General features: G+C 48.9%; 22 protein-coding genes. 13 read left to right on the forward strand and 9 right to left on the reverse strand.

Annotation, left to right across the window (positions count from 1 at the left end):
- Positions 1-168: 168 nt before the first annotated feature.
- Entirely contained in the window at positions 169-1,254 is a 1,086-nt protein-coding gene (locus FHS56_RS00160; RefSeq protein WP_166917870.1) for a fatty acid desaturase family protein, read from the forward strand.
- 84 nt (positions 1,255-1,338) lie between these two features.
- Here the strand turns inward: FHS56_RS00160 and FHS56_RS00165 are convergent, their stop codons facing one another.
- The 4 genes from FHS56_RS00165 to FHS56_RS00180 form a co-directional block, all read right to left on the reverse strand.
- Entirely contained in the window at positions 1,339-2,511 is a 1,173-nt protein-coding gene (locus FHS56_RS00165; RefSeq protein ID WP_166917871.1) for a cysteine desulfurase family protein, read from the reverse strand.
- Between the two features lie 13 nt (positions 2,512-2,524).
- Positions 2,525-3,922: a phosphoglucosamine mutase gene (gene glmM / locus FHS56_RS00170; RefSeq protein WP_166917872.1), complete on the reverse strand. Its 1,398-nt coding sequence runs from the start codon at positions 3,920-3,922 to the stop codon at positions 2,525-2,527.
- Positions 3,923-4,188: 266 nt separating this feature from the next.
- Positions 4,189-4,566 carry a CoA-binding protein gene (locus FHS56_RS00175; protein ID WP_166917873.1) on the reverse strand — a complete coding sequence of 126 codons (378 nt, stop codon included), beginning with the start codon at positions 4,564-4,566 and terminating at the stop codon, positions 4,189-4,191.
- 13 nt (positions 4,567-4,579) lie between these two features.
- Positions 4,580-5,578, reverse strand: coding sequence for a 3-oxoacyl-ACP synthase III family protein (locus FHS56_RS00180; protein ID WP_166917874.1), 999 nt, complete (start codon positions 5,576-5,578; stop codon positions 4,580-4,582).
- A 282-nt stretch (positions 5,579-5,860) separates the two neighbouring features.
- Here FHS56_RS00180 and FHS56_RS00185 point away from each other — a divergent pair, with 282 nt between their 5' ends.
- Positions 5,861-7,135 carry a M16 family metallopeptidase gene (locus FHS56_RS00185; RefSeq protein WP_166917875.1) on the forward strand — a complete coding sequence of 425 codons (1,275 nt, stop codon included), beginning with the start codon at positions 5,861-5,863 and terminating at the stop codon, positions 7,133-7,135.
- Between the two features lie 64 nt (positions 7,136-7,199).
- On the forward strand, positions 7,200-8,621 hold the full coding sequence (locus FHS56_RS00190) for an aldehyde dehydrogenase (RefSeq protein ID WP_166917876.1): 1,422 nt from the start codon (positions 7,200-7,202) through the stop codon (positions 8,619-8,621).
- A 69-nt stretch (positions 8,622-8,690) separates the two neighbouring features.
- Here FHS56_RS00190 and FHS56_RS00195 read toward each other — a convergent pair whose 3' ends face one another.
- Both FHS56_RS00195 and FHS56_RS00200 read right to left on the reverse strand, forming a co-directional pair.
- Positions 8,691-8,849: a hypothetical protein gene (locus tag FHS56_RS00195; protein ID WP_166917877.1), complete on the reverse strand. Its 159-nt coding sequence runs from the start codon at positions 8,847-8,849 to the stop codon at positions 8,691-8,693.
- Positions 8,850-8,983: 134 nt separating this feature from the next.
- Entirely contained in the window at positions 8,984-9,478 is a 495-nt protein-coding gene (locus FHS56_RS00200) for a MarR family winged helix-turn-helix transcriptional regulator (RefSeq protein ID WP_166917878.1), read from the reverse strand.
- 319 nt (positions 9,479-9,797) lie between these two features.
- Here FHS56_RS00200 and FHS56_RS00205 point away from each other — a divergent pair, with 319 nt between their 5' ends.
- The 5 genes from FHS56_RS00205 (at position 9,798) to FHS56_RS00225 (ending at position 14,420) form a co-directional block, all read left to right on the forward strand.
- Positions 9,798-10,679: a diacylglycerol/lipid kinase family protein gene (locus FHS56_RS00205; protein WP_166917879.1), complete on the forward strand. Its 882-nt coding sequence runs from the start codon at positions 9,798-9,800 to the stop codon at positions 10,677-10,679.
- Positions 10,680-10,754: 75 nt separating this feature from the next.
- Positions 10,755-11,489, forward strand: coding sequence for a peptidylprolyl isomerase (locus tag FHS56_RS00210; protein WP_166917880.1), 735 nt, complete (start codon positions 10,755-10,757; stop codon positions 11,487-11,489).
- A gap of 48 nt (positions 11,490-11,537) precedes the next feature.
- The gene (gene trpS, locus FHS56_RS00215) at positions 11,538-12,518 is read left to right on the forward strand and encodes a tryptophan--tRNA ligase (protein WP_166917881.1); all 981 of its coding nucleotides are present in this window, start codon (positions 11,538-11,540) and stop codon (positions 12,516-12,518) included.
- A gap of 35 nt (positions 12,519-12,553) precedes the next feature.
- Positions 12,554-13,999, forward strand: coding sequence for an aldehyde dehydrogenase (locus tag FHS56_RS00220; protein ID WP_166917882.1), 1,446 nt, complete (start codon positions 12,554-12,556; stop codon positions 13,997-13,999).
- Positions 13,992-14,420, forward strand: a complete 429-nt coding sequence (locus FHS56_RS00225; protein WP_166917883.1) for a RidA family protein — start codon at positions 13,992-13,994, stop codon at positions 14,418-14,420. The genes FHS56_RS00220 and FHS56_RS00225 overlap by 8 nt, the downstream gene beginning before the upstream one ends.
- Positions 14,421-14,693: 273 nt before the next feature.
- Here FHS56_RS00225 and FHS56_RS00230 read toward each other — a convergent pair whose 3' ends face one another.
- Together FHS56_RS00230 and FHS56_RS00235 are read right to left on the reverse strand one after the other, a co-directional pair.
- Positions 14,694-16,727: an OmpA family protein gene (locus tag FHS56_RS00230; protein ID WP_166917884.1), complete on the reverse strand. Its 2,034-nt coding sequence runs from the start codon at positions 16,725-16,727 to the stop codon at positions 14,694-14,696.
- An 81-nt stretch (positions 16,728-16,808) separates the two neighbouring features.
- Positions 16,809-19,217: a WG repeat-containing protein gene (locus tag FHS56_RS00235; RefSeq protein ID WP_166917885.1), complete on the reverse strand. Its 2,409-nt coding sequence runs from the start codon at positions 19,215-19,217 to the stop codon at positions 16,809-16,811.
- Between the two features lie 233 nt (positions 19,218-19,450).
- On the opposite strand from FHS56_RS00235, the gene FHS56_RS00240 reads away from it, so the two are divergent.
- The 5 genes from FHS56_RS00240 to FHS56_RS00260 all read left to right on the forward strand — a co-directional run bounded on the left by FHS56_RS00240 (position 19,451) and on the right by FHS56_RS00260 (position 24,944).
- Complete coding sequence (locus tag FHS56_RS00240) at positions 19,451-22,381, forward strand: FAD-binding and (Fe-S)-binding domain-containing protein (RefSeq protein ID WP_166917886.1); 2,931 nt, start codon at positions 19,451-19,453, stop codon at positions 22,379-22,381.
- Between the two features lie 43 nt (positions 22,382-22,424).
- Positions 22,425-22,925 (forward strand): D-glycero-beta-D-manno-heptose 1-phosphate adenylyltransferase, encoded by a 501-nt coding sequence (gene rfaE2 / locus FHS56_RS00245; protein ID WP_166917887.1) that lies wholly within the window; start codon positions 22,425-22,427, stop codon positions 22,923-22,925.
- Positions 22,926-22,928: 3 nt separating this feature from the next.
- Entirely contained in the window at positions 22,929-23,627 is a 699-nt protein-coding gene (locus FHS56_RS00250) for a zinc metallopeptidase (RefSeq protein ID WP_166917888.1), read from the forward strand.
- An 85-nt stretch (positions 23,628-23,712) separates the two neighbouring features.
- Positions 23,713-24,492, forward strand: coding sequence for a cyclase family protein (locus FHS56_RS00255; RefSeq protein ID WP_243844116.1), 780 nt, complete (start codon positions 23,713-23,715; stop codon positions 24,490-24,492).
- 32 nt (positions 24,493-24,524) lie between these two features.
- Positions 24,525-24,944, forward strand: a complete 420-nt coding sequence (locus FHS56_RS00260) for a hypothetical protein (RefSeq protein ID WP_166917889.1) — start codon at positions 24,525-24,527, stop codon at positions 24,942-24,944.
- Between the two features lie 4 nt (positions 24,945-24,948).
- Here FHS56_RS00260 and FHS56_RS00265 read toward each other — a convergent pair whose 3' ends face one another.
- Positions 24,949-25,860: a CorA family divalent cation transporter gene (locus FHS56_RS00265; RefSeq protein WP_166917890.1), complete on the reverse strand. Its 912-nt coding sequence runs from the start codon at positions 25,858-25,860 to the stop codon at positions 24,949-24,951.
- Positions 25,861-25,903: the final 43 nt, after the last annotated feature.

The following is a 25,903-nucleotide window of genomic DNA, read 5'->3' on the forward strand; positions in this document are numbered from 1 at the left end:
TTGGACAAAATTTCAGTTTTGTATAGTGTAAACTGACAAAATTTCGTATGTTGCCAAAAACAATAGCCTTTTCTATAGGTTTTACCTTCTGTTAACCACACGTCATTTGCAAATATTTTTACCGCATTTCCTATTCAATCATTTTAATCATCATCAATTCATTGTTTTATGAGTCAATTTATTCCGGTTGCCTTTGCGCGCAACCAAACCAACGGATTTAGTACAGAGCTTCGCAGGAGAGTGAAGCAGTACTTTCAAGAAAACAATCTGCCCAAGCAGGGCGATTGGCGAGTACATATGAAGGCGGTGCTATGGGTAGCCGCCTATCTTGTGCCTTACTTTCTGATTCTTACCTTAGACATGCCCCTATGGACCGCATGGTTGCTTACCGTGGTGATGGGGCTTTCTATGGCGGCAGTGGGCTTAAACACTATGCACGATGCCAACCATCAGACTTTTGCCAAAAGTAATCGTCTGAACAAGCTGGCGGGTGCTACCTTGGCTCTTTTTGGGGGTAGCCCTCTGAACTGGCGTATTCAGCATAATGTATTGCATCATACGTTTACCAACATTCCGCACAAAGATGAGGATATTTCTGCAGGGGGATTGTTTAAGTTTACCCCTTCTGAGAAAACCCGCTGGTTTCACCGTTACCAGCATTTATATGCCCCCTTCCTTTACGCTCTGATGACCTTGGCGTGGACTGTGCATAAGGATTTCCGTCAGTTGGTCGATTATCATCGTATGGGCTTGTTGCATCGCCAGCGTACTACTTTTGCCAGAGAACTCATCAACAACATCTTTATCAAGCTGTTTTATTATAGCTACATAGCGATTATACCCCTCTGGCTATTGGATATTGCTTGGTGGCAGTGGCTCATTGGTTACTTGACGATGCACTTCGTGTCTGGACTGTTGTTGGCACTCATATTCCAGTCGGCACACGTGGTAGAAGAAACCGACAAACCTATGCCGGTAGAAGGGAAAGTAGAAGATGAGTGGATGGTGCATCAGCTGCGCACTACTGCCAACTTTGCCACCAAAAGCCGTTTTTGGAACTGGTTTTCCGGTGGGCTGAACTTTCAAGTGGAGCATCACCTTTTTCCTAATATCAGCCACATTCATTATCCGAGGCTGTCGAAGATAGTAAAAGAGTGTGCGCAGGAGTTTGGCGTACCTTATCATGAAGCACCTACCTTTGCACGTGCGGTAAGTTCTCATTTTCGCACTTTGAAGCAGCTTGGGCGAAGTTAATCCTATAGTTTGCAGGGATATAAAAACACGGAGGGCACCCTTTTGGGGTGCCCTCTTTTATTGATGATGACTTATGATAACCTGTTAAAGTGAGTTTTTGCGCACCAGTTCTACAGGGTTTTCACTGCTAAGCAGTTTGTGAAGAATCTCTACAGCTTGCTCTACCTCTTCTTGGGTGGTGTATCTGCTGAATGAAAAACGTATGGCACCACGCGCGGCAGGGTGTTTGATTGCAGCCAAAACATGAGACCCTTTGACCGCTCCACTGGAACAGGCACTACCACCCGATGCCGACACGCCCTGCAAATCGAGATGGAACAGCAGCATGTCGTTGTGAGGTGAGGGGGGAAGTGAAACACTCAGCACTGTGTAGAGGCTGTTGTCAACGTCTTGGCTTGTACCATTGAATGATACGCCCGGTATTTTGGCAAGAAGTAAGTCAATCATATGTTTTTTGAGCTGACGTATATGCCGGGCATGTTCCTGCATGTGTTCCTGTGCAAGCTCCATGGCTTTGCCTAAGGCTACAATACCTGCTACATTCTCGGTGCCTCCACGCATGGAGCGCTCTTGTGCACCTCCGGTAATGAGAGGATGCACTTTCGACTGCTTGCGCATGTACATGAAACCTACGGCTTTGGGGGCATGAAATTTATGTCCAGAGCCAGCAAGGTAATCTATGGGCGTGCGCGATAAGTCTATAGCGTAGTGTGCCATGGTTTGCACGGTGTCGCAGTGATAATAAGCTCCGTAGTGTTTACATATGCGGGCAATCTCTTCTATGGGGTTGAGGGTGCCTATTTCGTTGTTGCCGTGCATGAGCGATACCAGGGCGTTGGGGTGCTTTTCCAAAAGTTGTTTTAACTCATCTAAGTCAATGCGTCCTTGCGTATCTACCTGCAGAAGATGCATTTCTATTATTCCTTGGGCTGCTAGGTCTTCCACGGTATGTAGCACGGCATGGTGCTCTATAGGCGAGGTGATGACGTGCTTTAAGCCGTATGTGCGCACGGCGCTGCGGATGGCACAGTTGTCGGCTTCGGTACCTCCCGAAGTGAAGATGATTTCGGCAGGCGAAGCCCCTAAGTATGCCGCTATCTGCTTGCGCACCCGTTCAATGGCTGCTCGCGCTTGGCGTCCGTGCCAGTGCGTAGAGGAAGGGTTGCCAAAGGTGTCTTGCAAAAAAGGCAACATGACTTCCACGACTTCTGGGGCGACGGCTGTGGTGGCTGCATTGTCTAAATAGATGCGTTTCATGTCCGTTTCGTTTCTACTCTTCTTGGTTCAGCTGACGAAGCTCACGGATGTCTGCCATAAACTTCTCCACAAGGTTTTCGGCGATGTGCTGTGTGGGGGCTTCGGTGTAAATGCGTATGATGGGCTCGGTGTTGGAACGGCGCAGGTGTACCCAAGCGTCGTCGAAATAGATTTTTAAGCCGTCGGTGGTGTCTTGCTGTTGTCGGGCGTATTTCTCCTTCAAGGCATTCAGTACCGAATCGGGGTTTAAATCTTCGCTTAGCTCTATTTTATTCTTTACCATGAAGAAGTTGGGATAGGTGGCGCGCAGTGCCGAGACTTTTTTGCCTGACTTTGCCAAGTACGACAAGAAAAGGGCAATACCTACCAAGGCATCACGCCCGTAGTGTAGCTTGGGATAGATGATGCCACCGTTGCCTTCACCTCCAATGGTAGCCCCTACTTCCTTCATTTTAGCAACTACGTTCACCTCGCCTACTGCCGAGGCGTAGTAGGGAAGTTGCATGCGCTCGCATACCACGCGCAAGGCTTGGGAAGAAGAGAGGTTCGATACCGCCGGACCGGGCTCATGTTGCAGTACATAATCGGCAACTGCCACCAAGGTGTATTCTTCTCCAAAAGGAGAGCCATCTTCGCAGAAGAGTGCCAGGCGGTCTACGTCGGGGTCAACGGCAATGCCCAAATCGTAATTTTCTTTGGTAAGGGTGCTGCTCAGCTCGTGCAAGTGTTCGGGCAGTGGTTCAGGGTTATGGGGAAAATGTCCATTCGGCTCGCCATACAATACCTTTACTTCTTGAACCCCCAGAGCTTCGAGCAGTCGTGGGACGGCAATGCCACCCACCGAATGTACGGCATCGACCACCACCCTAAACTGCCTTGCCCGGATGGCATCTACATCCACCAAACTCAGTGCCTTGATGGCTTCTATATGCTCGTCGAGCGCATGTTCGTTGGTGAGGTAGCTACCCAAATGATGCACTCCGGCATATTCAAAACTACCCTCGTTGGCTTTTTGCAGAATAGCTTCACCCGTAGCAGCATCGATAAACTCACCTTCTGCATTCAACAACTTCAGAGCATTCCATTGTATGGGGTTATGGCTGGCGGTAAGTATGATGCCGCCTTGCGCACCGGCGCGTGGTACCGCCATAGCAACGGTAGGGGTGGTAGCCAAGCCTACATCGATGACATCTATACCCAATGCCTGCAGGGTGCCTGTAACCAAATGGGCAAGCATGGCACCCGAAAGGCGCGCATCGCGCCCGATGACTACCTTGGGACGCTTGTTGCCAGCACGCAAGAGACTACCGTATGCCGATACAAAGCGGACGATATCGGGAGGAGTCAGGTTGTCTATGGGCTTTCCACCGATGGTTCCTCTGATTCCAGAAATGGAAGCTATTAAAGTCATAGGGTTTACAGCTTGTTTGTAAAAACACCGCAAATTACAAAAATAGGTGCTTGTGCCCAAGCAAGAAGCGGCTATCACAAGGCTTTTTGTGGCGTTTATTTAAAACAGGTGGCACAAAGAAAGCACACAAGGTAAGGCAAATGAAGGGCAAAAGGTTTTATTTTGGTAAACTGAAGACAAGCGGCAGGCTGTATTTTGGAACAAAAGCACCAAACACCGAAAAAAGCAAAGGCACAGTAGCCTTAGCCGTTTGCCGAAGCAGGTAGTTAGTACTGCCCCGTGCGCAGCATCACCAAAGTGCAGGCTTCGACGGTTTCGATGCCTTGGGCTTGTGCCCGCTCTGCCAAAGTAGGGTTTTCGGTGCCCGGGTTGAAAATAATGCGTTTGGGCTTTAGTCCAAGGAGAAAATCATACCATTCTTCCTGCATTTGGGGGTTTAGGTAAAGCGTGACGGTGTGTATATCGCCACTTTGGAGCTGTTGGGCAGCTTCTTGCCCGGACAGTATCTTCTGACCAAATACTTCGCCTTTCTTAATGCCTACCGGCACGAATGGGTGCCCATATTGCGACAACATGCCTGCCGCAATATAGGCATAACGTGAGGGGTTGGGCGTAGCGCCTAATATAAGTGTTTTTTTATGCATCGGTATTGGGTATTTACCAGCGAATGAGTGCCGAAGCCCAAGTGAAGCCACTGCCAAAAGCAGCCAGACAGACTAAGTCGCCGGGCTTTACTTTGCCGGCTTCCCATGCTTCGGTAAGCGCAATAGGAATAGAAGCGGCAGTGGTGTTGCCATACTTTTGTATGTTGTTAAATACTTGGTCGTCGCGTAGCCCCAGGGTCTTCTGCACATGCTGTGCTATACGCAAGTTGGCTTGGTGGGGCACCAGTAGGTCCAAGTCTTCGATGGTATAGCCATTGGCATCGAGGGCTTCACGAATGACCTCAGGAAAGCGTGTGATGGCGTGCTTGAATACGGCATTGCCACGCATGAAAGGCAAGTGTTTTCCTTCTTCAATCATCTGTGGGGTGAGGCGTTGTTTCAATACGGCACCCGGATGCTCGAGAAATAAATCCTCGGCGAAGTTGCCGTCTGAGTGTAGATGGGTGGACAAAATGCGGTGGTCTGGCTCGTCGGTAGCTTCCACCACAGCAGCACCGGCACCGTCGCCGAAAAGCACGGCTACGGCACGCCCCCGGTCACTCAATTCCATAATGTTTGATTGTATTTCGGAGCCAACCACCAGTATTTTTTTATACATGCCGCTGCGTATGTATTGGTCGGCTACTGAAAGGGCATAAATGAAGCCCGAGCATTGGGCACGTACGTCCAATGCCCCTATTTCCCGGAAGGGCAACAGGCGTTGCAAAAGAACCCCCGAGCCGGGAAAGAAGTAGTCGGGGCTAAGGGTAGCAAATACAATAAAATCAATTTCTTCGGCAGTGATACCGGCACGTTCTAAGGCTTGTGCGGCAGCACGTGCCCCCATTTTGGCGGTTGTGTCTTTGCCTTCGGTAAAAAAACGGCGTTGCTCTATTCCAGTACGTTCACGAATCCATTCGTCGCTGGTGTTCATATAGCGGGTGAGGTCGTGGTTGGTAACCACATTCTCCGGTACATAGAATCCCAATCCAGTGATTTTGGCGTAAGGCATAAATCTACTTTTAGCTTTGATATAGTAGGCAAAGTTAGTAAGCTGTGTCTTTCTTAGCAAAAGAATGTAATATATTTGAAAAGTTCAATTTTGCTTTTGGCTTTTTGACAACTGAAACTGCTTGCCAGGAAGGCATTTAGAAGAAACCTACCCCGGCATGCTGCGGTGAATAAAGATTGGTGCTTTATTTTTAATTTTGCTTACTCGATACGATAGCGCAGAGGCGTTTCATGTCAATGTGTGCCGATGTGTTTGCTTACTTCTAAAAACAAATACTGATTTATGATTCACTTTGAGAAGTTTACATTGCCCAATGGCTTGCGTGTGATTATACATGAGGATGACACTACGCCCATGGTAGTGGTGAATACCTTATATGATGTGGGGTCGCGCGATGAAAACCCCGAAAAGACAGGCTTTGCCCATTTGTTTGAGCATTTGATGTTTGGCGGTTCGGCTCATGTCGATAACTTCGATGCCCTTTTGCAAAGGGTAGGAGGTAGTTCTAATGCCTTTACCAGCAATGACCTAACCAATTACTACGATGTTTTGCCAGCTGCCAACATAGAAACGGCTCTTTGGCTCGAGTCAGACCGCATGCTTTCTCTTTCCTTTAAGGAAGAGGTGTTGGAAGTGCAGAAAAAAGTGGTCATTGAGGAGTTCAAGCAGCGTTATTTGAACCAGCCCTACGGAGACGTGTGGTTGCATTTGAGCCCCTTGGCTTACCAAGTGCATCCTTACCGTTGGAATACCATAGGGAAAGACATCTCGCATATAGAGCGCGCAACGATGGACGACGTGAAGGACTTCTTTTTCCGTTTTTACCGTCCGCAGCAAGCCATTCTTGTGATTGCCGGTGCCGTGAAGGCAAGCCACGCGCGGCAGTTGGTCGAAAAATGGTATGGCGATATTCCTTCTGGGGAAGTATACTACCGGCAGTTGCCTCAAGAACCGCCTCAAACGCATGCCCGCTTTCAAGAAGTGAAGGCGCCTGTGCCCTTGTCTGCCATTTACAAAGCTTACCATATGGTGGGGCGTACCCACCCGGATTATTATGCCACACTCATTCTAAGTAGCATATTGGGCAACGGTGAGTCTTCGCGTCTGCACAAAGCCCTCGTGCAAGACAAGCGCTTGTTTCATGAAATCTATGCCTACATTATGGGGCATATGGACCCGGGTTTGTTGGTTATCCAAGGCAAATTGAACGAGGGAGTAGCGGTCGAAACAGGCAATCGGGCAATAGAGGAGGTTATAGAAGAGTTGTTGCAAGAGGGCGTGCAAGAGCGGGAGCTGGAAAAGGTAAAAAACCAAGAAGCTACCCAATGGGCGCTGGGCAATGTGGAGCTCATGAACCGTGCGGTGGGTTTAGCTTATTTCGAACTGCTGGGCGATGCAGGGCGCATAGCCAATGAGCTCGAACACATTCGCGCGGTGAGCCGCACCGACCTGAACAGAGTAGCTGCCGAAGTGATGAACCCCAACAATTGCAGTACCCTCTTTTACATAGCAGACCCAGACAGTAAGACAAATGAGCGCGGTATCCTGTTTGCTTGACTGCATGCAGAACAATTATTTCTGAAAAAATGTTAAATTCGTTGAGCATCAACCTGAAAAAGACATGGATACCTCCACGCTTTCACAACCCTCTACTGGCGCATCTGCCATAGAGTCTTTGCTCAAAGAGCAAAGAGCGTTCTTTTATAGCGGGCAGACCTTGCCGCTGAGTTTTCGCAAAAAACAACTGCTGCAGTTGAAAAAAGCCCTGCAAGAAAATGAAGCAGCTATTTACGAAGCCCTCAAGCAAGATTTTCAGAAGTCTCCGTTCGAAACCTTCGTAACCGAAATAGCGGTTTTGGTATCTGAAATTGACTTTGTACTCAAACACATAGATGAGTGGGCTGCCCCCAAGCGGGTGGCTTCTTCTTTACTGAATTTCCCTTCGTCTGACTATGTCTATCCGCAGCCTTTCGGACTCTGTTTGATTATCGGGGCATGGAACTACCCCCTGCATCTGACCATAGCGCCGGCTATACCGGCTATAGCCGCCGGCAATTGTGTGGTATTGAAACCTTCGGAATTGTCGCCACACACTTCGGCGCTTATCAAGCAGCTGACTGCCCGCTATTTTGACCCGCGTTTTATGACTACAGTAGAAGGCGGGGTAGAGGTGAGCCAAAAGTTACTTGAACAAGCGTGGGATAAAATTTTCTTTACCGGCAGCACCCGCGTGGGCAAAATAGTGATGGAAGCGGCTGCCAAGCACCTGACCCCTGTGGTACTGGAATTGGGGGGCAAAAGCCCGGCGGTAGTCGATGCCACTGCCAACATAGAAATGGCAGCCAAACGCATCGTCTGGGGTAAGATGGTCAATGCAGGGCAAACCTGCGTAGCCCCTGACTTCGTACTGGTGCACGAAGAAGTCAAAGAGCTGTTTTTACACCATCTGACAAAGTACATAAAAGAATTTTACGGCGAAGAGCCTGAGTTAAGTCCCGATTTTCCACGTATTGTTAACAGTCGCCATTTCGAGCGCCTTTCGAAGCTGCTGGAGCGCACCAAAGGGCGCATTGTGCTCGGAGGTCAAACCGATGCCACCCAATTATACATAGCACCTACGGTGGTGAGTGGAGTAGATTGGCAGGACGCTCTCATGGAAGAAGAGCTTTTTGGTCCTATATTGCCCGTGCTCACTTTCACCGACATTTACGAGGTGATGCACCGCTTGCAACAAATGCCTCATCCTTTGGCAATGTATATTTTCACTAACGATAAAAAGACCGAGCAGCTCTTGATTGAGCGAGTGCCTTTCGGAGGGGGATGCGTGAACGATGTAGTGGTGCATTTGGCTAATCACCACCTGCCTTTTGGGGGCATTGGTCCTAGTGGCATGGGCAACTACCACGGTAAGTACGGCTTCGATGCCTTTACCCATTACAAAGCTATTGTAAAACATGCTACTTGGCTGGATGTGCCCATTCGCTATGCACCTTACGAAGGCAAGTTGAGCATGGTGAAGAAGTTGGTGAAGTGGATTCTTTAGTTGCTGCGTATCTGCATATAAAAGAAAGCCGGCAAGTCGTTTCACTGCCGGCTTTTTAAATAAGTAAGCTCAAACGTTGCCCATAATCTTGTAAGACAGACCTTCTACTACACTGGCTTTTTGATGGCGTGCCGTTCGCTTGTTTAGGGCTTCTACTGTGGATACATCTACCATGCGGCTTTCGGCAAAATCAATGACCACTTCTTGGGGGGCGTGCTGTACATCCAATTTTTCAATAAAAAGCGGCAGTTTTCTCTGTTTTTGACGGAATTTTAGGAAGTATACGTTTATACAAAAGGCAAGCTTATCAAATACAACAGCTGCTTAGCAGGCTTGACGTTCTCTAAAGCAAAAATAAGTTTTTAACTTTTTTGACTTTCGCGCGTGCTTTTCAGGAAACACAAAAAAGCATCACTTTCGGGTTGCAGCGTAAGGTTTTTATACACACGCTCGAGCATCTGCATGAACTGCTTCTCTTCATCTGGACTGAAGCCCATAAACACTTCTGTATGCAGCTCATCGATGGCTTCCAAGGCATCTTTTGCCGTCTGCTCACCTTTGCGGCTCAGTGCCAGCCAGTAGGAGCGTCCGTCATGTGGATTTTCCCGCCGCACAATCATGCCTTTTTTCTCTAAGTCGCGCACAATACGGGTCATGGCTGCCTTGTCTATTTTGAGCAGGTCTGCCAACGCCTGTTGGCTGATTTGGCTTTTATGCTCATAAATAAGCCAAAGCGTGTGGAAATGCCTGTCGAGTGGAGTGAAATGCAGTTCGTAAGCCAATGTACGATTATACATTTTGCTGAGTAGATAGAAAAACAAGCCAATAGCTTGCCTTTCTTTAGCTGCTTTATCCATGATAGATTCTCTTATTTTGTGTATAGCCCTGATTTCTTATCAAGTACTGCATGAGTCTTTACAATCTTCAGTCGGTCGGTTTGTAAGGAACGTGCCGAAGCCGTTTTGTAAACGCAAATGTATAAAATGCCAAATTTTTGAAAGAAAAACAAATAAGTAAACTTTTGTTGAGCATGCGGTTAAAACAAATATTCGCAAGTTTTTGCGTGTGTGAATGTTTACAATAGCATACAACCTTATTGGTTTTGTAGGCAAGGGCAGACGGTGAGTCGCAAGCTTGTCTTAAAATTGTATTTTTGCCTCGCACACCAAAATATTTATGAAAACGCAACGTATTGTTTTTATTATCAACCCTATTGCAGGGGGCAAGAGCAAAGATGCTTTTTGCAGGCAGATACGAGGTTTCTTTGCGGAAGATGAGTGGCAGATAGAAATACACTCTACTCGTATGCCCGGCGATGCCACTGTATTGGCGCGACAAGCAATAGCGCAGCCATGCCGGGCTGTGGTGGCAGTTGGGGGCGACGGTACCATCAACGAAGTGGCACAAGCGCTGATAAACACCAACATTCCTCTGGGCGTTTTGCCTTTCGGTTCGGGCAATGGCTTGGCACGGCATTTTGGCATTCCGCTGAAGGCAGAGGAAGCTTTGAAACTACTCATTTCAGGCAAGCCTCAAGCCATAGACGTAGGGCAGGTAAATGAAAAGCTATTCCTTTGTACCACAGGTATTGGTTTCGATGCGGCAGTATCTGAGCGCTTTGCTTCTTACAAAGCGCGGGGTTTCATGACCTACGTGCGCAGCACTTTGGAAACATTCGCTACTTATCGCCCCGAAGAGGTGGAAATAGACTGGGGAGAAGGACGACGTGCCTACACGGTCTTCTCGGCTACGGTCGCCAACATATCACAATACGGAAACAACGCTTACATCGCACCTGTGGCATCTGCCGATGACACTTACTTAGATTTATGCATTTTGAAGCCCTTTCCCAAATGGCAAATGCCCCTTATCGCTCTGGCTTTATTTACCAAACAATTGCCACGTTTTGCTTTTTATGAACACCGTCGAGTGAAAAAAGTAACTTTTTATCGTAAGCAGGCAGCCGTCAGCCATTTCGATGGAGAAAACGCCTATGAGGGCAAGGAGTTGCACATAGAAGTGAGACCGCAAGCCCTGCATTTAATTGCGCCGCAGTAGTTGTTTTTCTAAGAATTTATTAGCTTTTGCCCTGCTTGCCTTTGATTTGTCTTTTCTAAAAAAACGAAGTTGGTTATGAAAAAAATCTATAAGCTCTTGTTTTGGTGTTGCTTGCTGTCGTTGCCAGCCTCTGCACTACAAGCACAAAGCCTTTCTGCAAAGAAGAAAAACAAAAAAGAACCGTTGGTATTTATCGATACCGATTACGGGCAAATCGTTTTGCTTCTTTACGACCTGACACCCAAACATAAAGAGAACTTCCTGAAGCTTGCCAAAGAAGGCTTTTATGACGGCTTGCTTTTTCATCGTGTCATTGAGCAGTTTGTTATTCAGGGCGGCGACCCCAATTCCCGCAATGCGCTTGCGGGGCAGCCCTTGGGCAGTGGCGACGTAGGCTATCGTATCGATGCCGAGTTTGACCCGCGTTTGTATCACAAAAGAGGGGCAGTAGGGGCTGCTCGCGACGACAACCCCGAAAAAGCTTCATCCGGTTGCCAGTTCTATATTGTACAGGGCAAAAAAATGACCGAAGAACAGATAGCGGCTATTTCCAAACGCACAGGCGTGCAGTTTACAGCTGAACAAATAGAAACCTATAAGACGGTAGGGGGCATTCCCCATTTGGACCAAAACTATACGGTCTTTGGCGAAGTGATTGCAGGCATGGACGTCGTGGACAAAATTGCTGCCGTAGAAACCGACAGCAACGACCGCCCCAAGCAGGATGTACGCATGCGCATGCAAGTGAAAGAGATGAGCCGTAAAAAAATAGAACAACGCTTTGGGTACCGCTTCCCTGACTACCTGTAAGCGCAGATTGCATGTATTTCACAAAAAAATAAAATCATCGAAAAACCTATGACACGTGTATTGACGGGGGTTCAAAGTTCTGGGCGCCCCCATTTGGGCAATATCTTGGGTGCCATTTTGCCGGCTATTGAGTTGTCGAAAAATCCAGACACCGAGTCTTTCTTTTTCATTGCAGATTTGCATTCGCTGACCACCATCCGCGAGGCAGCGCAACGCATAGAAAACACCAGAGCTGTGGCGGCAGCTTGGTTGGCTTTTGGTTTCGATACCAAGAAAAACTACTTCTACCGCCAGTCGAGAGTGCCCGAGGTAACCGAACTCACTTGGTACCTGTCTTGCTTCATGCCTTATTCCCGCCTGAAATTGGCACACTCATTCAAAGATAAATCGGAGAAGTTGGGAGAGGAGTTTGTGAGCACTGGGTTGTTTACTTATCCGGTATTGATGGCAGCCGACATCTTGCTCTACGACGCTGACATTGTGCCAGTAGGCAAAGACCAGCAACAGCACCTCGAAATCACCCGCGACATTGCCGAACGCATCAATCACTACTATGGCGAAGAGGTGTTTGTATTGCCTGAGGTGCGCATCCAAGAGCAAGTGATGACGGTGCCCGGCACCGACGGGCAAAAAATGAGCAAGTCTTATGGCAACACCATTGATGTGTTTTTGAGCGGCAAAACGCTGCGTAAACAAATCATGTCGATAGTAACAGACAGCACCCCCCTTGAAGCCCCCAAAAACCCTGATACTTGTAACGTATTTAAGCTGTACAGCCTGCTGGCAAGCCCCGAAGAAGTGGAAACCATGCGCCAAAATTACCTGAAAGGAGGCTATGGCTATGGGCATGCCAAACAGGCTTTGTATGAACTGATTGAGAAGAAGTTCGAAAAAGAGCGGGAGATATTTCATCATTACATGAGCAACCCGCAAGAGTTAGATGCTATCTTGCGCGAAGGTGAAGAAAAGGCAAGGGAGATAGCACACAAAACCCTGCAACGGGTACGCCGGGTCATGGGCTTTGCTTAAGCCGCTGCTTATAGAAGCATCAAACGAAGGTGATTATGCAACGCCTCATGCATTATATCCATGGGCAATGGTGCCCGCCTGCCTCGGGAGAATTCCTTCCCGTAGTGGAGCCCGCTACGGGGGAGGTATATGCCGAAGTGGGGGCGGGCTCGTCTGCCGATGTAGAAGCGGCTGTACAAGCTGCTCAGGCTGCTTTTCCTGCTTGGGCTTCCATGTCCGTGCGCCAACGCGCCCACTATCTGCTGCGTATAGCCGAAGGCATAGAAGCTCGTTTAGCACTCTGGGCAGAAGCTGAAAGCCGCGATACGGGCAAACCGCTGTCTTTGGCACAGCAAGTAGATATTCCGCGGGCAGCCCTGAATTTTGAGTTCTTTGCCACTGCCATCATGCAGATGGCATCGGAGAGCTACCAAACTGGCACACAAGCCATCAACTATGTGTTGCGCCAGCCTTTGGGCGTGGTAGCCTGCATCTCGCCTTGGAACCTGCCACTGTATTTGTTCACTTGGAAAATAGCCCCCGCATTGGCGGCAGGCAATTGTGTGGTAGCCAAGCCTTCTGAACTTACCCCTATGACGGCGACCCTCTTAGCAGGTTTATGTCAAGAGGTAGGCTTGCCACCCGGGGTGCTCAACATAGTGCATGGCACGGGGAGTGATGTTGGTGAGCCCATGGTTGTGCATCCCCAAGTGAAAGCCGTTTCATTTACCGGAGGCACCCGCACAGGCAGTCGCATCGCTGCTCTTGCAGCACCGCAGTTTAAAAAATTATCTTTGGAGTTAGGCGGTAAAAACCCTACGATTGTTTTTGCCGATGCCAATTATGAGCAGGCACTCGAGATGAGCGTGCGGGCTGCCTTTCGCAATCAAGGAGAAATATGCTTGTGTGGGTCTCGTTTGCTTGTGGAAGCTTCTTTATATGAGCGCTTCAAGACCGACTTTGTGAAAAAGGTGCAGGGTTTGCGCGTGGGCGACCCGCTGGACCCGGCTACTGACTTGGGCGCTCTGATTTCAGATGCACACCGCCAGAAGGTGCTGTCTTATGTGGCTTTGGCAAAAGAAGAAGGCGGGCGAATCCTGACAGGTGGGAAAGCCCTGGAGCTGCCGGGGCGTTGTGCCCATGGGTATTTTATGGAGCCCACTGTCATTGAGGGCTTGGATGCCCACTGCCGCACCAATCAGGAAGAAATTTTTGGTCCGGTGGTTACGCTCATCCCTTTCAATACCGAAGAAGAAGCCATCTACATAGCCAATGCCACACCTTATGGGCTTTCGGCGTCGGTATGGACGCAAAATCTGGCGCGGGCGCACCGCGTGGCGGCAGCCATAGAAGCAGGCATCGTATGGGTGAATACATGGATGTTGCGCGACCTGCGCACCCCTTTTGGCGGTGTGAAGGCATCGGGCGTGGGGCGTGAAGGAGGCTTTGAAGCCCTGCGTTTCTTTACAGAACCCAAAAATGTATGCATAAGCTATGAGTAAGCCGCAAATAGAAACCATCTACAGTCAAAGGGCAGCCGAGCCAGTCGGTCCTTATCCACATGCCAAACGTGTGGGCAATTTACTTTTCCTCTGTGGCATGGGACCACGGCGCAGAGGACAAACGACCATCCCGGGGGCACTGTACAACGAAAAAGGCGAAATCATAGATTACGACATAGTGGAGCAGTCGAAGGCTGTATTTGAAAATATACGCCTTGTGCTGGAAGAAGCCGGCGCCCGCTGGGAAGACATCGTGGATGTAACTGTATTCCTCACCAATATGAAGCGCGACTTTGCTGCCTTCAATCAAGTATATAAGGAGTATTTTGGCAAGATACAGCCTACACGCACCACTGTAGAAGTAGGAGCGTTGCCTACCCCCATTGCCGTAGAGCTGAAAGTGATTGCAGTTGTAGAATGATACTTTCAAAAAAGTTTTTCTCTTTGTCGTTTCGATGGCTTTTGGGCATTTTGCCCTCTTGTTCATTTCTCTGCTTTTCTGCTTGTCTTTTCAAGCACAAGCGAGCAATCGATTTTGCCTCTTGCGGCTTATTGCTCACTACGCTTGTGGAAAAGATAGGGCATGTGAATGTTGAGAGGACAGGCTACATTTTACAGCCTTCGTTGCGGCAAGACCTCTCTTTGCCCCTAAACAAAAAATAAGGCTACCCGGCGAGGGCAGCCTTTGGCTTTCTTATTTGAGTACTTTCACTTCTACCCGGCGGTTGAGCGCCCGGCTCTCTTCGTCGTCTTTCATTGTCAGAGGTTGCATGCCACCATAGGCTTTGTATTTGATTCTTTTCGGGTCGATACCCTTGCCAATGAGATAGTTGCCTACAGCCTTTACCCGGTCTTCAGAAAGCTTGATGAGCGATTTTTTATTACCGTAAGGTTCGGTGTGTCCTTCCAGCAGGATGACGCTACTGGGGTTCTCTTTTAAAGTTTCAGCCAATGCATCGAGGGTGGGGTAAGATTCCGGCAACAGGTCGGCACGACCGCGTGCAAAGTATATGTTTTCAAGGCGAATTTTGTTTCCTTTTTCCAAAGGTATCAATTCGAGGTCTTTGACCACCTCGCCATATTCTTTTTTGCCGGACAGGTCAATGACAGCCTCTGTAGGGAAGAAGCCTTTGGCATGAGCGTAGAGGGTGTATTTCTTTTGAGGTTCCAACGAAGCTTGATACATGCCTTGCGCATCACTTTCTACCGTAAAGCTGCTATCTTGAGTGCTTATCTTTACTTCGGCGGCTATGGGGGCTTTCGTTCTTTCGTTGCGCACCTGTCCAGTGAGCACAATCACCACTTTTGGGCGGCTTTTGGGGCTTATCTGTATGCGGTAAATGTCTTCATTGGATACGAAGTAGGCATATTCGCCCGATGCCGAAATGCTGAAATAAGCTTCCCATCCTTTGGTGTTGACGGCAGGACCTAAGTTCTTTGGGGGACTCCAGTTGGTCCAGCTCTCATCCAGCCGGCGGCTTACGAATATATCAGAAGAGCCGTAGCCGGGGTGCCCGGTGCTTGCAAAATAGAGCGTTTTGCCATCGGCAGCTAAGAAGGGCGACATTTCGTTGGCAGCCGTATTGATAACAGGACCCAAATTGCGTGGTTTGGAGAAGCGTCTTTCACCTTTTTTAAAGGATACGTACAGGTCTTTCCCGCCGTGAGTGTCTGCCATTTTAATAGCCATGAGCAATACCTGCCCATCTGCCGAGAGGCAGTATTCTGAAAATTGACTGTTGTTTTCAAAACCTTCAATGATGAGTTCTTCGGGCTGAGTCCATTTGCCATTTACTTTTTTGGCAATAGATACTCCCTTTTTCATGCTGCCATCGGGCATATACACATTGTTGACGAGCATAGTGTTGCCATCGGCAGAGATGGAAAAAGAGGAGTTGTGAGAGGGATTGTTGATAGGTGGTCCAAGGTTAACAGGCTCGCTAAACGTGAGGTCTGGATTGATTTTGCTGTACCATATGTCTTGACGGTACTCTTTCTCTCCCCGTTCGTTGATGAGTGGAATATTTTGTGGGTGGTTTTCACGGGTAAAATAAAGTATCGAGCCGTCGGGCGATATGTTGGGAGCTATTTCTGTGTAAGGGCTATTGATGGTTTCACTGAGTTTTTCTGCTGATGCTTGCCACTCAAATACATCATCGGCAACCGGAATATGTGCTTCTACGGGTACGTTGCTGGTAGATATGCCAATGGCATCGATGCAGTTGTAACCGGGTATTTTCACCGGTGATAAGATTACTTTTACGCTCTTTACGGCATAAGGCGTGGGGGGAACCATTACTCTAAAAAGACGGCTTTTTTCGGACGGAGGACTCAGATTGGTATTGCGATAAATCAGATAGGGGTTGTCATCGGGGTCGTAAAAGTAGATTTCACGGATAGCGCCCGGGCGGCTACATTCGGCAACGACCACCTGACGCACCCCTTTGACAGGCTTTTTAAAGCCTACTTTTATGAACTCTTCATTGGCGTTGGGAGTAGAGGGTGCCCACATGACAGGGCTCTCGCCACTGCCGTTGTTTAAGAAACCATTGGGAGGACCCAGCACCTGTTCCGGAGCATATTGCTTGGGGTCGTCGAGGCGGGTGTAATAAGACGAATATTCTAGCACATAGTCAGCCCAGTAAACATCCGGGACTTGCATTTGTGCCCATAAGCTATGCCCCAAAAAGCCAAGCAACACAGAGAGCAAAAAAGTGTTCTTTTTCATGAGAAACATTGAGGTCTGCCTTTGTTTTAATCTAAAAATTTTCCCTAAACTAATCAATTTTTTGAAGCCTTAGTGTGTCTTTTAATCTGCATCTATGTCTATGGTTTGCCAAGGTAGTTCCCGCCTAAAGACCAGCAGTTTGCTGTAAGGGTCATAGAGGTATTGCTCAAACACAGGAGCAGCCAGCATGAAGCCGTCCATACGCAACAAGCCCCAGTGTCCATTTTGCTTGACCACCACTATCGCTTCATTCAACAATACCACTTGCTCATAGTTTGTATGCAGGCGTTCAATGCCTTGTGCATCCACGATGCCCTGTTTTCCATTGCGGCTTACCAGCCACCAGCCTTTTGGCAGGCGCTCGATACTATCATATTCAAACCCCACTATAGTTTTGCCTTGGGTATCTATAACGCCCCATTTGCCTTTGTATTTTACCATAGCCTTGCCTTGCTCAAAGCTTTCGGCTTCTTCGTAAAGTGGCTGTATGCGCAAGCTTTCCCATGCATCTATAAAACCCCATTTGCCGGCAATTTGCACGGCAGCCAAGCCTTCGGCGTAAGGTTTTACGCTTCCGTAGCGGCTGCTGATGCGTTTGTTGCCACGTATGCTTACGAACCCCCAGCTCCTACCTTCTCGCATGGGCACCAAGCCTTCTTGTGCCAAGCCTAGGGCATCGAAGGGGCGCAAAGGCAACAACCATTCGCCATGGCGGTTGACCAAACCATATTTCCCTTTGTGGTATATGGTGAAAATGCCATCTTTTGACAAGCCGGACACCTGTGTATAATAGGGTTCTATGACCCACTGTCCAAGCCTATGCAAAATGCCCTCGTAGCCACTATAGCGCACGAGTAAGAAGGTGTCGTTGAGGGGGCGCCAATCATCCATCTTGCCCTGTATGCTGCCTTCGGGCAGCCGTACAAGATACCAGCTGTTGCCTTGTTTCATCAGGCAAGCGTAGCGGCTAAGCAAATGCAACGAATCGGCTATGGGCTCTATGAGCCATTTTTGTTTATCTTCGGCATAAAGCCCTTGGTGTTGCCCTCTGTAGGCTATCCAGTAGGGGGGGGTGTAAGCCGACAGGCTGTCGAAGCGGGGCGAAACTATCCAGCGGCTCAGACGGTCCATGATGCCCCAAAGTCCCTCTTGCTTGACAGCAAAGCGCTCAAAGTGAAAAGGTCGAATGCTTTCATAATTACCAAAAGGGATGATTTGTCTTTTGGTAGAGTCGTAGAGTGCCCATTGCCCGTTGCGGTAAACGCTTAAAAAGCCCGGAAAGTCGAGCTGCACGCTGTCGGCGGGTGGGGTCAGTCTTTCGAGGCGCCGGTTGAGTGCATAGCAGCCGCTGCTGTCGCGCACAAGGCAGATGCCGCCCCCCACAGCCCGGATGTAGTCATATTGCGGTGAGGAGAGCATTTCGCCAGCAGGCGATAAGAAACCGCTGCGCCCGTCTAAGGTGTAAATGAGCAAATCTTTGTCGACAGCTTGCACTTCTGCCAGTTGAAGCACTGCGCGGCGCATGCCCGTTTCGTCATAGAACTGCCACTCGGGAAAAGGGGCAAGCCGGTAGCGGTTGCCATGAATGGCATAAATAGAGCGGTACTGCAGTGGCAACAACATTTTGCCCTGTATGTCGCATACCCCCCAGCGTCCGTTTTTTTGCACTATGGCATGAGTAGCATCCGCGATGCGTATGGCATCCCATGGTTGCTTACCGAAGCAGGCATCGAGCGTTTCTGCTTTGTATGCCTGCCAGCGGTTTTGCTTGCGTACCAACCAGAAACCCTGTTCGAAGCGCAACGCTTCGTAGGAGAGTTCCCATATGAACTTACCTTTGAAATCAAGGGCACCAAATAGCAGTTTGCCTTCTGCGCTGCGTTTGCCGGCAATCCAGTAGCTGCCGCCTTCCACGCTTTGTAAGAAGTGATATTGCAGAGGCAGTATCTCTTTATTTTTCAGACTACGCAGCCCCCAGAGTGTATCTTTTCCCTGTCGCTTGCCTATAGCCAATAAGCCGCCTTTGGGGTAGCGGAGGGCATCGTATTGGGCAGAAAGCACTACTTTGCCCGAGGGGATATGCACCAAGCCCCACAAGCCGTTTTGTACAAAGCCTATTAGTTGGTTGTAGCTGTCTTGTTGAAGTGAGGCGTCGGAAACATTGCCTTTTTGGAGATAGTCCATCCAGTAGTAATCGTCAGACCAGCCGATGTACTGGTATTGCGGTGGTAGTACAAAATTGCCTTTTTCGTCAATAAGCCCCCATTGCCCATTTTCTGCTACCACTTTGGCGTAGCCGCTGCGCATGAAAGGAAAGGCTTTTTGAAAGCGGGGTGGAATGGCAAAGTTGTCTTGCGCTGCGGTAAGGCTGTAGCCATAAAGCCCCGCAGCGGAGCGCCGTACAACCAGTGTTTGGGCATGGAGCGGCAGGCTTATCAAAGCCTGCATGCAGCCAAGCAGTAGGATAAGCGGGAAGGAGCGCTTACACATGATGTTAAAAGCATCGTTTGGTCATTTTACAAAGATGCTAAGAATTTGTTTAAGACTGAAGCAGGAAGTCGGATAGTACTCGTTGCCGTGGACGAGGGGGCTGCCGAAGGTCAGCCCTTCTATGAAGGTGGAGAGCCTGCCGCTTGGTAGATGCCCATACATCTGCTATCTTTATCTTTTGTGTAGTAAAAATGCTACTTTACCACGCAGGAAATCACTCAAGCCACAAGCTCATGAACGCTTCGAAAAATCGCATTTTTAGCGTATTACAAAAGGAACTGAAAGGCGCTTTCTTTGTCGATGAAACCATGCGCCGTCTATACGCCACCGACGCTTCGGCATACAGAGAACTGCCTGCGGCAGTTGCCTGCCCTCGCAACGACAGTGAAGTGGAGCTACTGGTAAAAGCTGCCTTGGAATATGGTTTTGCTTTGATTCCGCGCACGGCAGGCACCTCACTGGCAGGGCAGGTGGTGGGCAGCGGCGTGGTGGTTGACTTGTCGCGTCACATGCGCCAAATACTGGCTATAGACCCAGAGCAGCGGCGTGTGCGCGTGCAGCCCGGAGTCATCCGCGACAACCTGAACATGGCACTGAAAGAGTATGGCTTATTCTTTGCCCCTGAGACTTCTACGGCAAACCGTGCCATGATTGGCGGGATGGTAGGAAACAATTCCTGTGGCGCCAACTCGTTGATTTATGGCAGTACGCGCGACCACTTGCTTTCGGTCAAGGGATTTATGGGGGACGGCGCCTATCGCCATATTCATGCGCTGTCGCAAGAGGAGTTCTATGCTAAACTGCGGCTCGATGACCTCGAGGGGCAAGTGTATCGTACGCTCTACAACATATTGCTTAAAACCGAAAATCAGGAAGAGATTGCGCGCCAATATCCAAAAAGTAGCATCCGGCGGCGCAATACCGGCTATGCTTTGGATTTGTTGCTGCGCCATCAACCCTTCCGACAAGACGGTACCCCTTTCAACCTCTGTACTTTGCTGGCAGGCTCGGAAGGTACACTGATGTTGATGACAGAGTTTGAACTGAACTTAGAGCCTTTGCCTCCCCCACACAAGGTGCTGGTGTGCATTCACTGCGAAAGCATCGATGAGGCTTTGCGTGCCAACCTGCTGGCTTTGGAGCATCGTCCTACGGCTTCGGAACTGATGGACCATTACATACTTGAATGTACAAAAAACAACATTGAGCAACAGAAAAATCGCTTTTTTGTAAAAGGCGACCCTGCTGCCATCTTGGTGGTGGAAATTTCAGACCATAGCCAAAGCAATGCTATAGAACGGGCTCGGCAGCTGGTGGCTCACCTCAAAGAAGAAGGCTACGGCTATCATCATCCCGTAATTACGGGTGAAGACATTCAAAAAGTGTGGACATTGCGTAAAGCTGGCTTGGGGTTGTTGTCGAACATGCCGGGCGATGCCAAACCGGTGCCCGTCGTAGAAGATACCGCCGTGGATGTGCGCGACCTACCCGATTATATCCGTGAGTTCAACGACCTACTGAAAAAATATGGTTTGTATTCGGTACACTATGCCCATGCTGGCGACGGAGAGCTGCATTTGCGCCCTATCATCAATTTAAAAACACGGGAAGGCAATGCTCTCTTTCGTACCATCTTGGAAGAAGTAGCTGCTTTGGTGAAGCGCTACGGCGGTTCTTTGAGTGGCGAGCATGGCGACGGGCGCCTGCGTGGCGAGTTCATTCCTTTTATGCTGGGCGAAAAGGTATATGCTTGGTTGAAAGAAGTGAAAAAAGCCTTCGACCCGCAGCATATTTTCAATCCGGGCAAAATTGTCGATACCCCGCCGATGAACACTTCCTTGCGTTTTGAGCCCGGAAAACCTACGCCCGACATTCCCACCTTGCTGAATTTTGACGACAGTTTGGGCATTGTGCGCATGGCAGAGATGTGCAATGGGGCTGGCGAATGCCGGCGCACTCACCATAGCGGTGGCACCATGTGCCCAAGTTACATGGCTACCCTCGATGAAAAAGATTCCACACGGGCGCGTGCCAATATTCTACGCGAGTTTTTGACCCACTCAACCCAAGAAAACCGCTTTGCTCATGACGAAATTTATGAGGTGATGGATTTATGCCTTTCATGCAAAGGCTGTAAAGCCGAGTGCCCTTCCAATGTGGACGTGGCAAAGATGAAAGCGGAGTTCCTCTACCAATATTATCGAGAAAAAGGAGTACCATGGCGCAGTCGGCTGATTGCCTCAGTCGATAAAGCCATGCGCTGGGCTTCGTTCATGCCCCCGCTTTACAACTTTATCAGCAGTTTGTCTGTGGTTAAGCTCATGATGGGCATAGCAGTTCAGCGCCAGCTGCCCCGCCTGCACAGTCATACATGGGCACAGTACTTGAAAAAACGTTTGAAACAAGCCCCTACCCCAACACAGAAGACAAAGGTTTATCTTTTTGTGGACGAGTTTACCAACTACCACGATGTGCCGGCAGGCATAGCCATGACCAACTTACTCTTGGCTTTGGGGTATGAGCTGCATTATGTAAAGCATGCCCCTTCGGGCAGAGCATGCATCTCTAAGGGCTTACTCGACGAAGCACAGCAATACGCCCGCCGCAATGTGGAGACTTTTGCCCCGCTGTTGACCGACGGACAGGCAGTGCTGCTGGGCGTAGAACCTTCGGCTATCCTCTCCTTCCGGGACGAGTACCCCGACCTGCTGCCCTCGCCAATGCAGGCACAGGCAAAAGAAGTGGCAGCCAAAGCCTTGCTGCTCGACGAGTTCTTGGCATGGCAACTGGAGGAAGGGTGCCTTTCATCGGCTTCTTTCGAGGCATTGAATGCTACGGTATGGGTGCATGGGCATTGCCATCAGAAAGCTTTGTCATCGCTTACACACACGCGCAAGGCTTTGTCGTTGATTCCCGAACTTGCCGTGCGCTTCATCCCCTCAGGATGTTGCGGCATGGCAGGTTCTTTTGGTTATGAAAAAGAGCACTACGAAGTGTCGATGAAGATAGGAGAATTGGTGCTTTTTCCAGCAGTGCGCCGGGCAGCTGCCGAAGATATCATATTGGCATCGGGGACAAGCTGCCGCCATCAAATAGTCGATGGTACCGGCAGACAAGCTTTGCATCTGGCGGAAGTCTTGTACAAAGCGTTGAAAAAATCATGACAAACCAAAAAAAAACACATCCGAACAGAAACAGGCAAACAATATGGATACAACACTGAAAATAGTGGATGATTGGCAACAAGCAAAGGAGTGTTGCCAGCGGTGGCAGCAAGCCGGCGAAACAGTAGTATTCACCAACGGCTGTTTCGATATCTTGCATGCCGGTCATGTAACCTATCTCGAACAAGCCCGTTCTTTGGGTAACCGCCTGGTGATAGGACTAAATACCGATGCTTCGGTGCGCCGTTTGAAAGGCGCAAGACGCCCCATAGTGCCACAGGCAGCACGGGCACGTTTGCTGGCTGCCCTACAGGCTGTCGATATGGTCGTTTGCTTCGACGAAGACACCCCTCTGGCATTGATACAGACACTTTGTCCTGACATTTTGGTAAAAGGAGGGGACTATACCGAAGCTACTATCGTTGGTGCAGATTTTGTAAAAGGCAATGGTGGACGTGTGGAAGTCATTCCTTTTTTGAATGGCTTTTCCACTTCCAACATCATTGAAAAAATCGTAAAATTGCACTGTCAAAACCAAGAATAGCCTATGTATTTTGTACTTGTTATCTTTTTGATGATTGTTGGCGGCATTGTGCAATGGCGTTTGCGCAGCAAGTTTGCCAAATACAGCCGCATCCCGTTGGCTTCGGGCATGAGTGGTGCAGAAGTGGCACGCCAAATGTTGCGTGATTATGGTATTTATGATGTGGAAGTAATTTCTGTGCCGGGGCAGCTCACAGACCATTACAATCCCATAGACAAGACGGTAAATTTGAGTGAAGATGTTTACTACGGGCGCTCTGCAGCGGCAGCAGCCGTAGCGGCGCATGAGTGTGGACATGCCGTGCAACACGCCGAAGCCTATAGCATGTTGCAACTGCGCTCAGCGTTGGTGCCCATTCAAAACGTGAGTGCTACCATTCTCAATGTCATCATGTGGGTGAGTTTCTTGGGTGGCTACATGTTTTTCCGGCTCATTCCTATCGAAACGGTGCTGCTTATCATCATTGCAGCCTATGGCGTGATGACTTTGTTCAGCTTTGTTACCTTGCCTGTGGAAATAGATGCCAGCCGGCGTGCCATCCGCTGGATAGAGTCGCGTGGAGTAGTAACTTCGGCAGAAGCCCCTATGGCGCGCGATGCCCTTCAATGGGCAGCCTACACCTATGTGGTAGCTGCGTTGAGTGCACTCACCATGCTGTTGTATTATGTGCTGCAATTTATGACTGCTTCATCTGATGATTAAAAACTTGAAGTTCTTTTCCTTTTGAGCTTCGAAGCGCCTGTTGTGGCGCTTTTTTTGTTAAACCACAAAAAACGCAAACAAAAGCATGAACAAAGACATTACAATACATTGGCACGGTAAAAACTACCGCTTGAATATGCAGGAAGCAACCCCGGTGGGCATCCCTTTACGCGCCGGGCACCAAAACCCCAATTGTTATTGGGCAGAGCCACCCCGTTTCGAAACCATACGTGTCGGCGATTTTGTGGGCAGCGTGTCGGAGGGGGGGAGCTGTAACTATCAAAAAGTAACCCTGACCCCTCATGGCAATGGTACACATACTGAATGTTATGGGCACATATGTGACGAGCCGCAAGCAACCATTGCCCACTGTCTTCAAGCCGGCTGGTGGGTAGCCTTGCTCGTGAGCCTCGAGCCCGAAAAACAAACATCCGGCGACCAGTTGCTTACTTTACGCGCTTTAAAGGAATCAATGAAAAAGCTGCCCGATGTTCCCTTTGAAGCACTTGTAATTCGCACTTTGCCAAACACTACTGCTAAGCTGACAAAAAATTACAATGCCACTAACCCGCCCTACATAGAGCCTGCGCTTGCTGAATGGTGTGCTCGCCATGAGGTGTGCCATCTGCTGGTAGACCTGCCCTCACTTGACCGTGAGGAGGACGGCGGCAAGCTGGCAGCACACAAAGCCTTTTGGCAGTACCCGCAGGCAATACGGCGCCACGCTACCGTAACTGAACTAATTTATGTGCCCGATGCTTTGGCTGATGGTTTATATGTCTTGCAACTGATGGCGCCTTTTTGGGAAATAGACGCAGTGCCTTCCACACCGCTGCTTTTTCCCATGAAAGAATTGGAAACGTAATTAGGAGATTTCATTAAAAAAGCTATTTTTGTATGTACCCCGAGAATCTAACCGTCTGTATGACTCCCGAAGAGAAAGAAGTCTTATTGTTGCTCGAGTACGCTATTTTTCGTTATCATGGCTTTGACGACAACGAGCGGGAACGCCTCGAAAATGATGCTGCCGCCATGCACGCACAAGCCCAACTGGAAAAGGTTTATGCTTTTGTGGATGATATCCTGCAGAAAACCAATCAAAGCGAAGTAGCAGTTTTCGAAGCAACTCTGAGGCGAATCAAGGAAGTATTTGCTCAGCTTCCCGAAGAACGTCGCCTCGAATATGTGATACAAGTATGGAATGCCAATAAGGCAAAAGGTTACGTAACTGAAATAGAAGCGATTGCTATGCTTAAGGTAGCTAAGGAGCTGGGCGTGCAGCGGGGCTTCGTCGAATATGTAAGGCAGAAACGCTGAGCTTTTAGAGCCACTTTTTCTTTTTGAAAAGGATATAAATACTCATGGTCAACAGCAGCATCACTACCCATACACCAAAGTAACCATCACGCATTTTTAGTTCGGGCATATATTCGAAGTTCATGCCATATACGCCCACGATAAAGGTCAGGGGCAGGAAAAATACAGAAAAGATGGTCAGGATGCGCATGATTTCATTGGTTCGGTGTGCTGCCATCGACAAGTAAAAGTTCAATAAGTTGCTGCTATCTTCTTCTGCTTGTCGGAAGCTATTTTGTAGGTGTTGTGCCAAGTCGAGGGTGTCCTGCCAATAAAAACTCTGATGCTTTTTTTGAGCACGAAAAGTATTCAGTACTTCCTGCATCAAAAACACCACATTACGCAGTACTCCGGCTTTCCTTTTTAGGAGATACAATGTCTTTTGCATCTGTAGTTGCAGGCTTTCCTGTTGAAACAAGCGAGCTTCGTAATCATCTATTTGCTTGATGAGTTCCACCACAATGGGGCGGTAGCTTTCAAGGCATCCGTGAATCAAATGAACGATAATCTGCCGTGTGTCGAAGGTCTTTTGGCATGTGTTAAATCGATGGGCTATTGGGTCAATAAAACCCAAAGGCATTCTGTGGATGCTAATGAGCAAGTCTTTTTTGGTGTAAATAGCTATTTTGGTGGTCAAATCTTGCATTGTGTGCGCATCGGCGTGGCTATCCTGCTGATAAGCCCGCAAGATGCAGAAGTATCCTTCTTCGAAAGGCTCCGCTTTGGGCAGATGCTCAGGGTCCAAGCAGTCTTGTATGTGTTCAAGACTTAAATCATAGCTTTGATGCAGCTGTTCGAATTCCTGCGGAGTGGGCGCCTCTACGTCTATCCAACAGAGTTCTTGCCCTTGAGTGGGACTTATGAATTTGCGAATCACGGAAAATCTTTGTTTTTTGCTTTAAAAACCCAAGCAAGATAAG

The organism is Thermonema lapsum (genome assembly GCF_011761635.1).
GTDB classification, from domain to species: domain Bacteria; phylum Bacteroidota; class Bacteroidia; order Cytophagales; family Thermonemataceae; genus Thermonema; species Thermonema lapsum.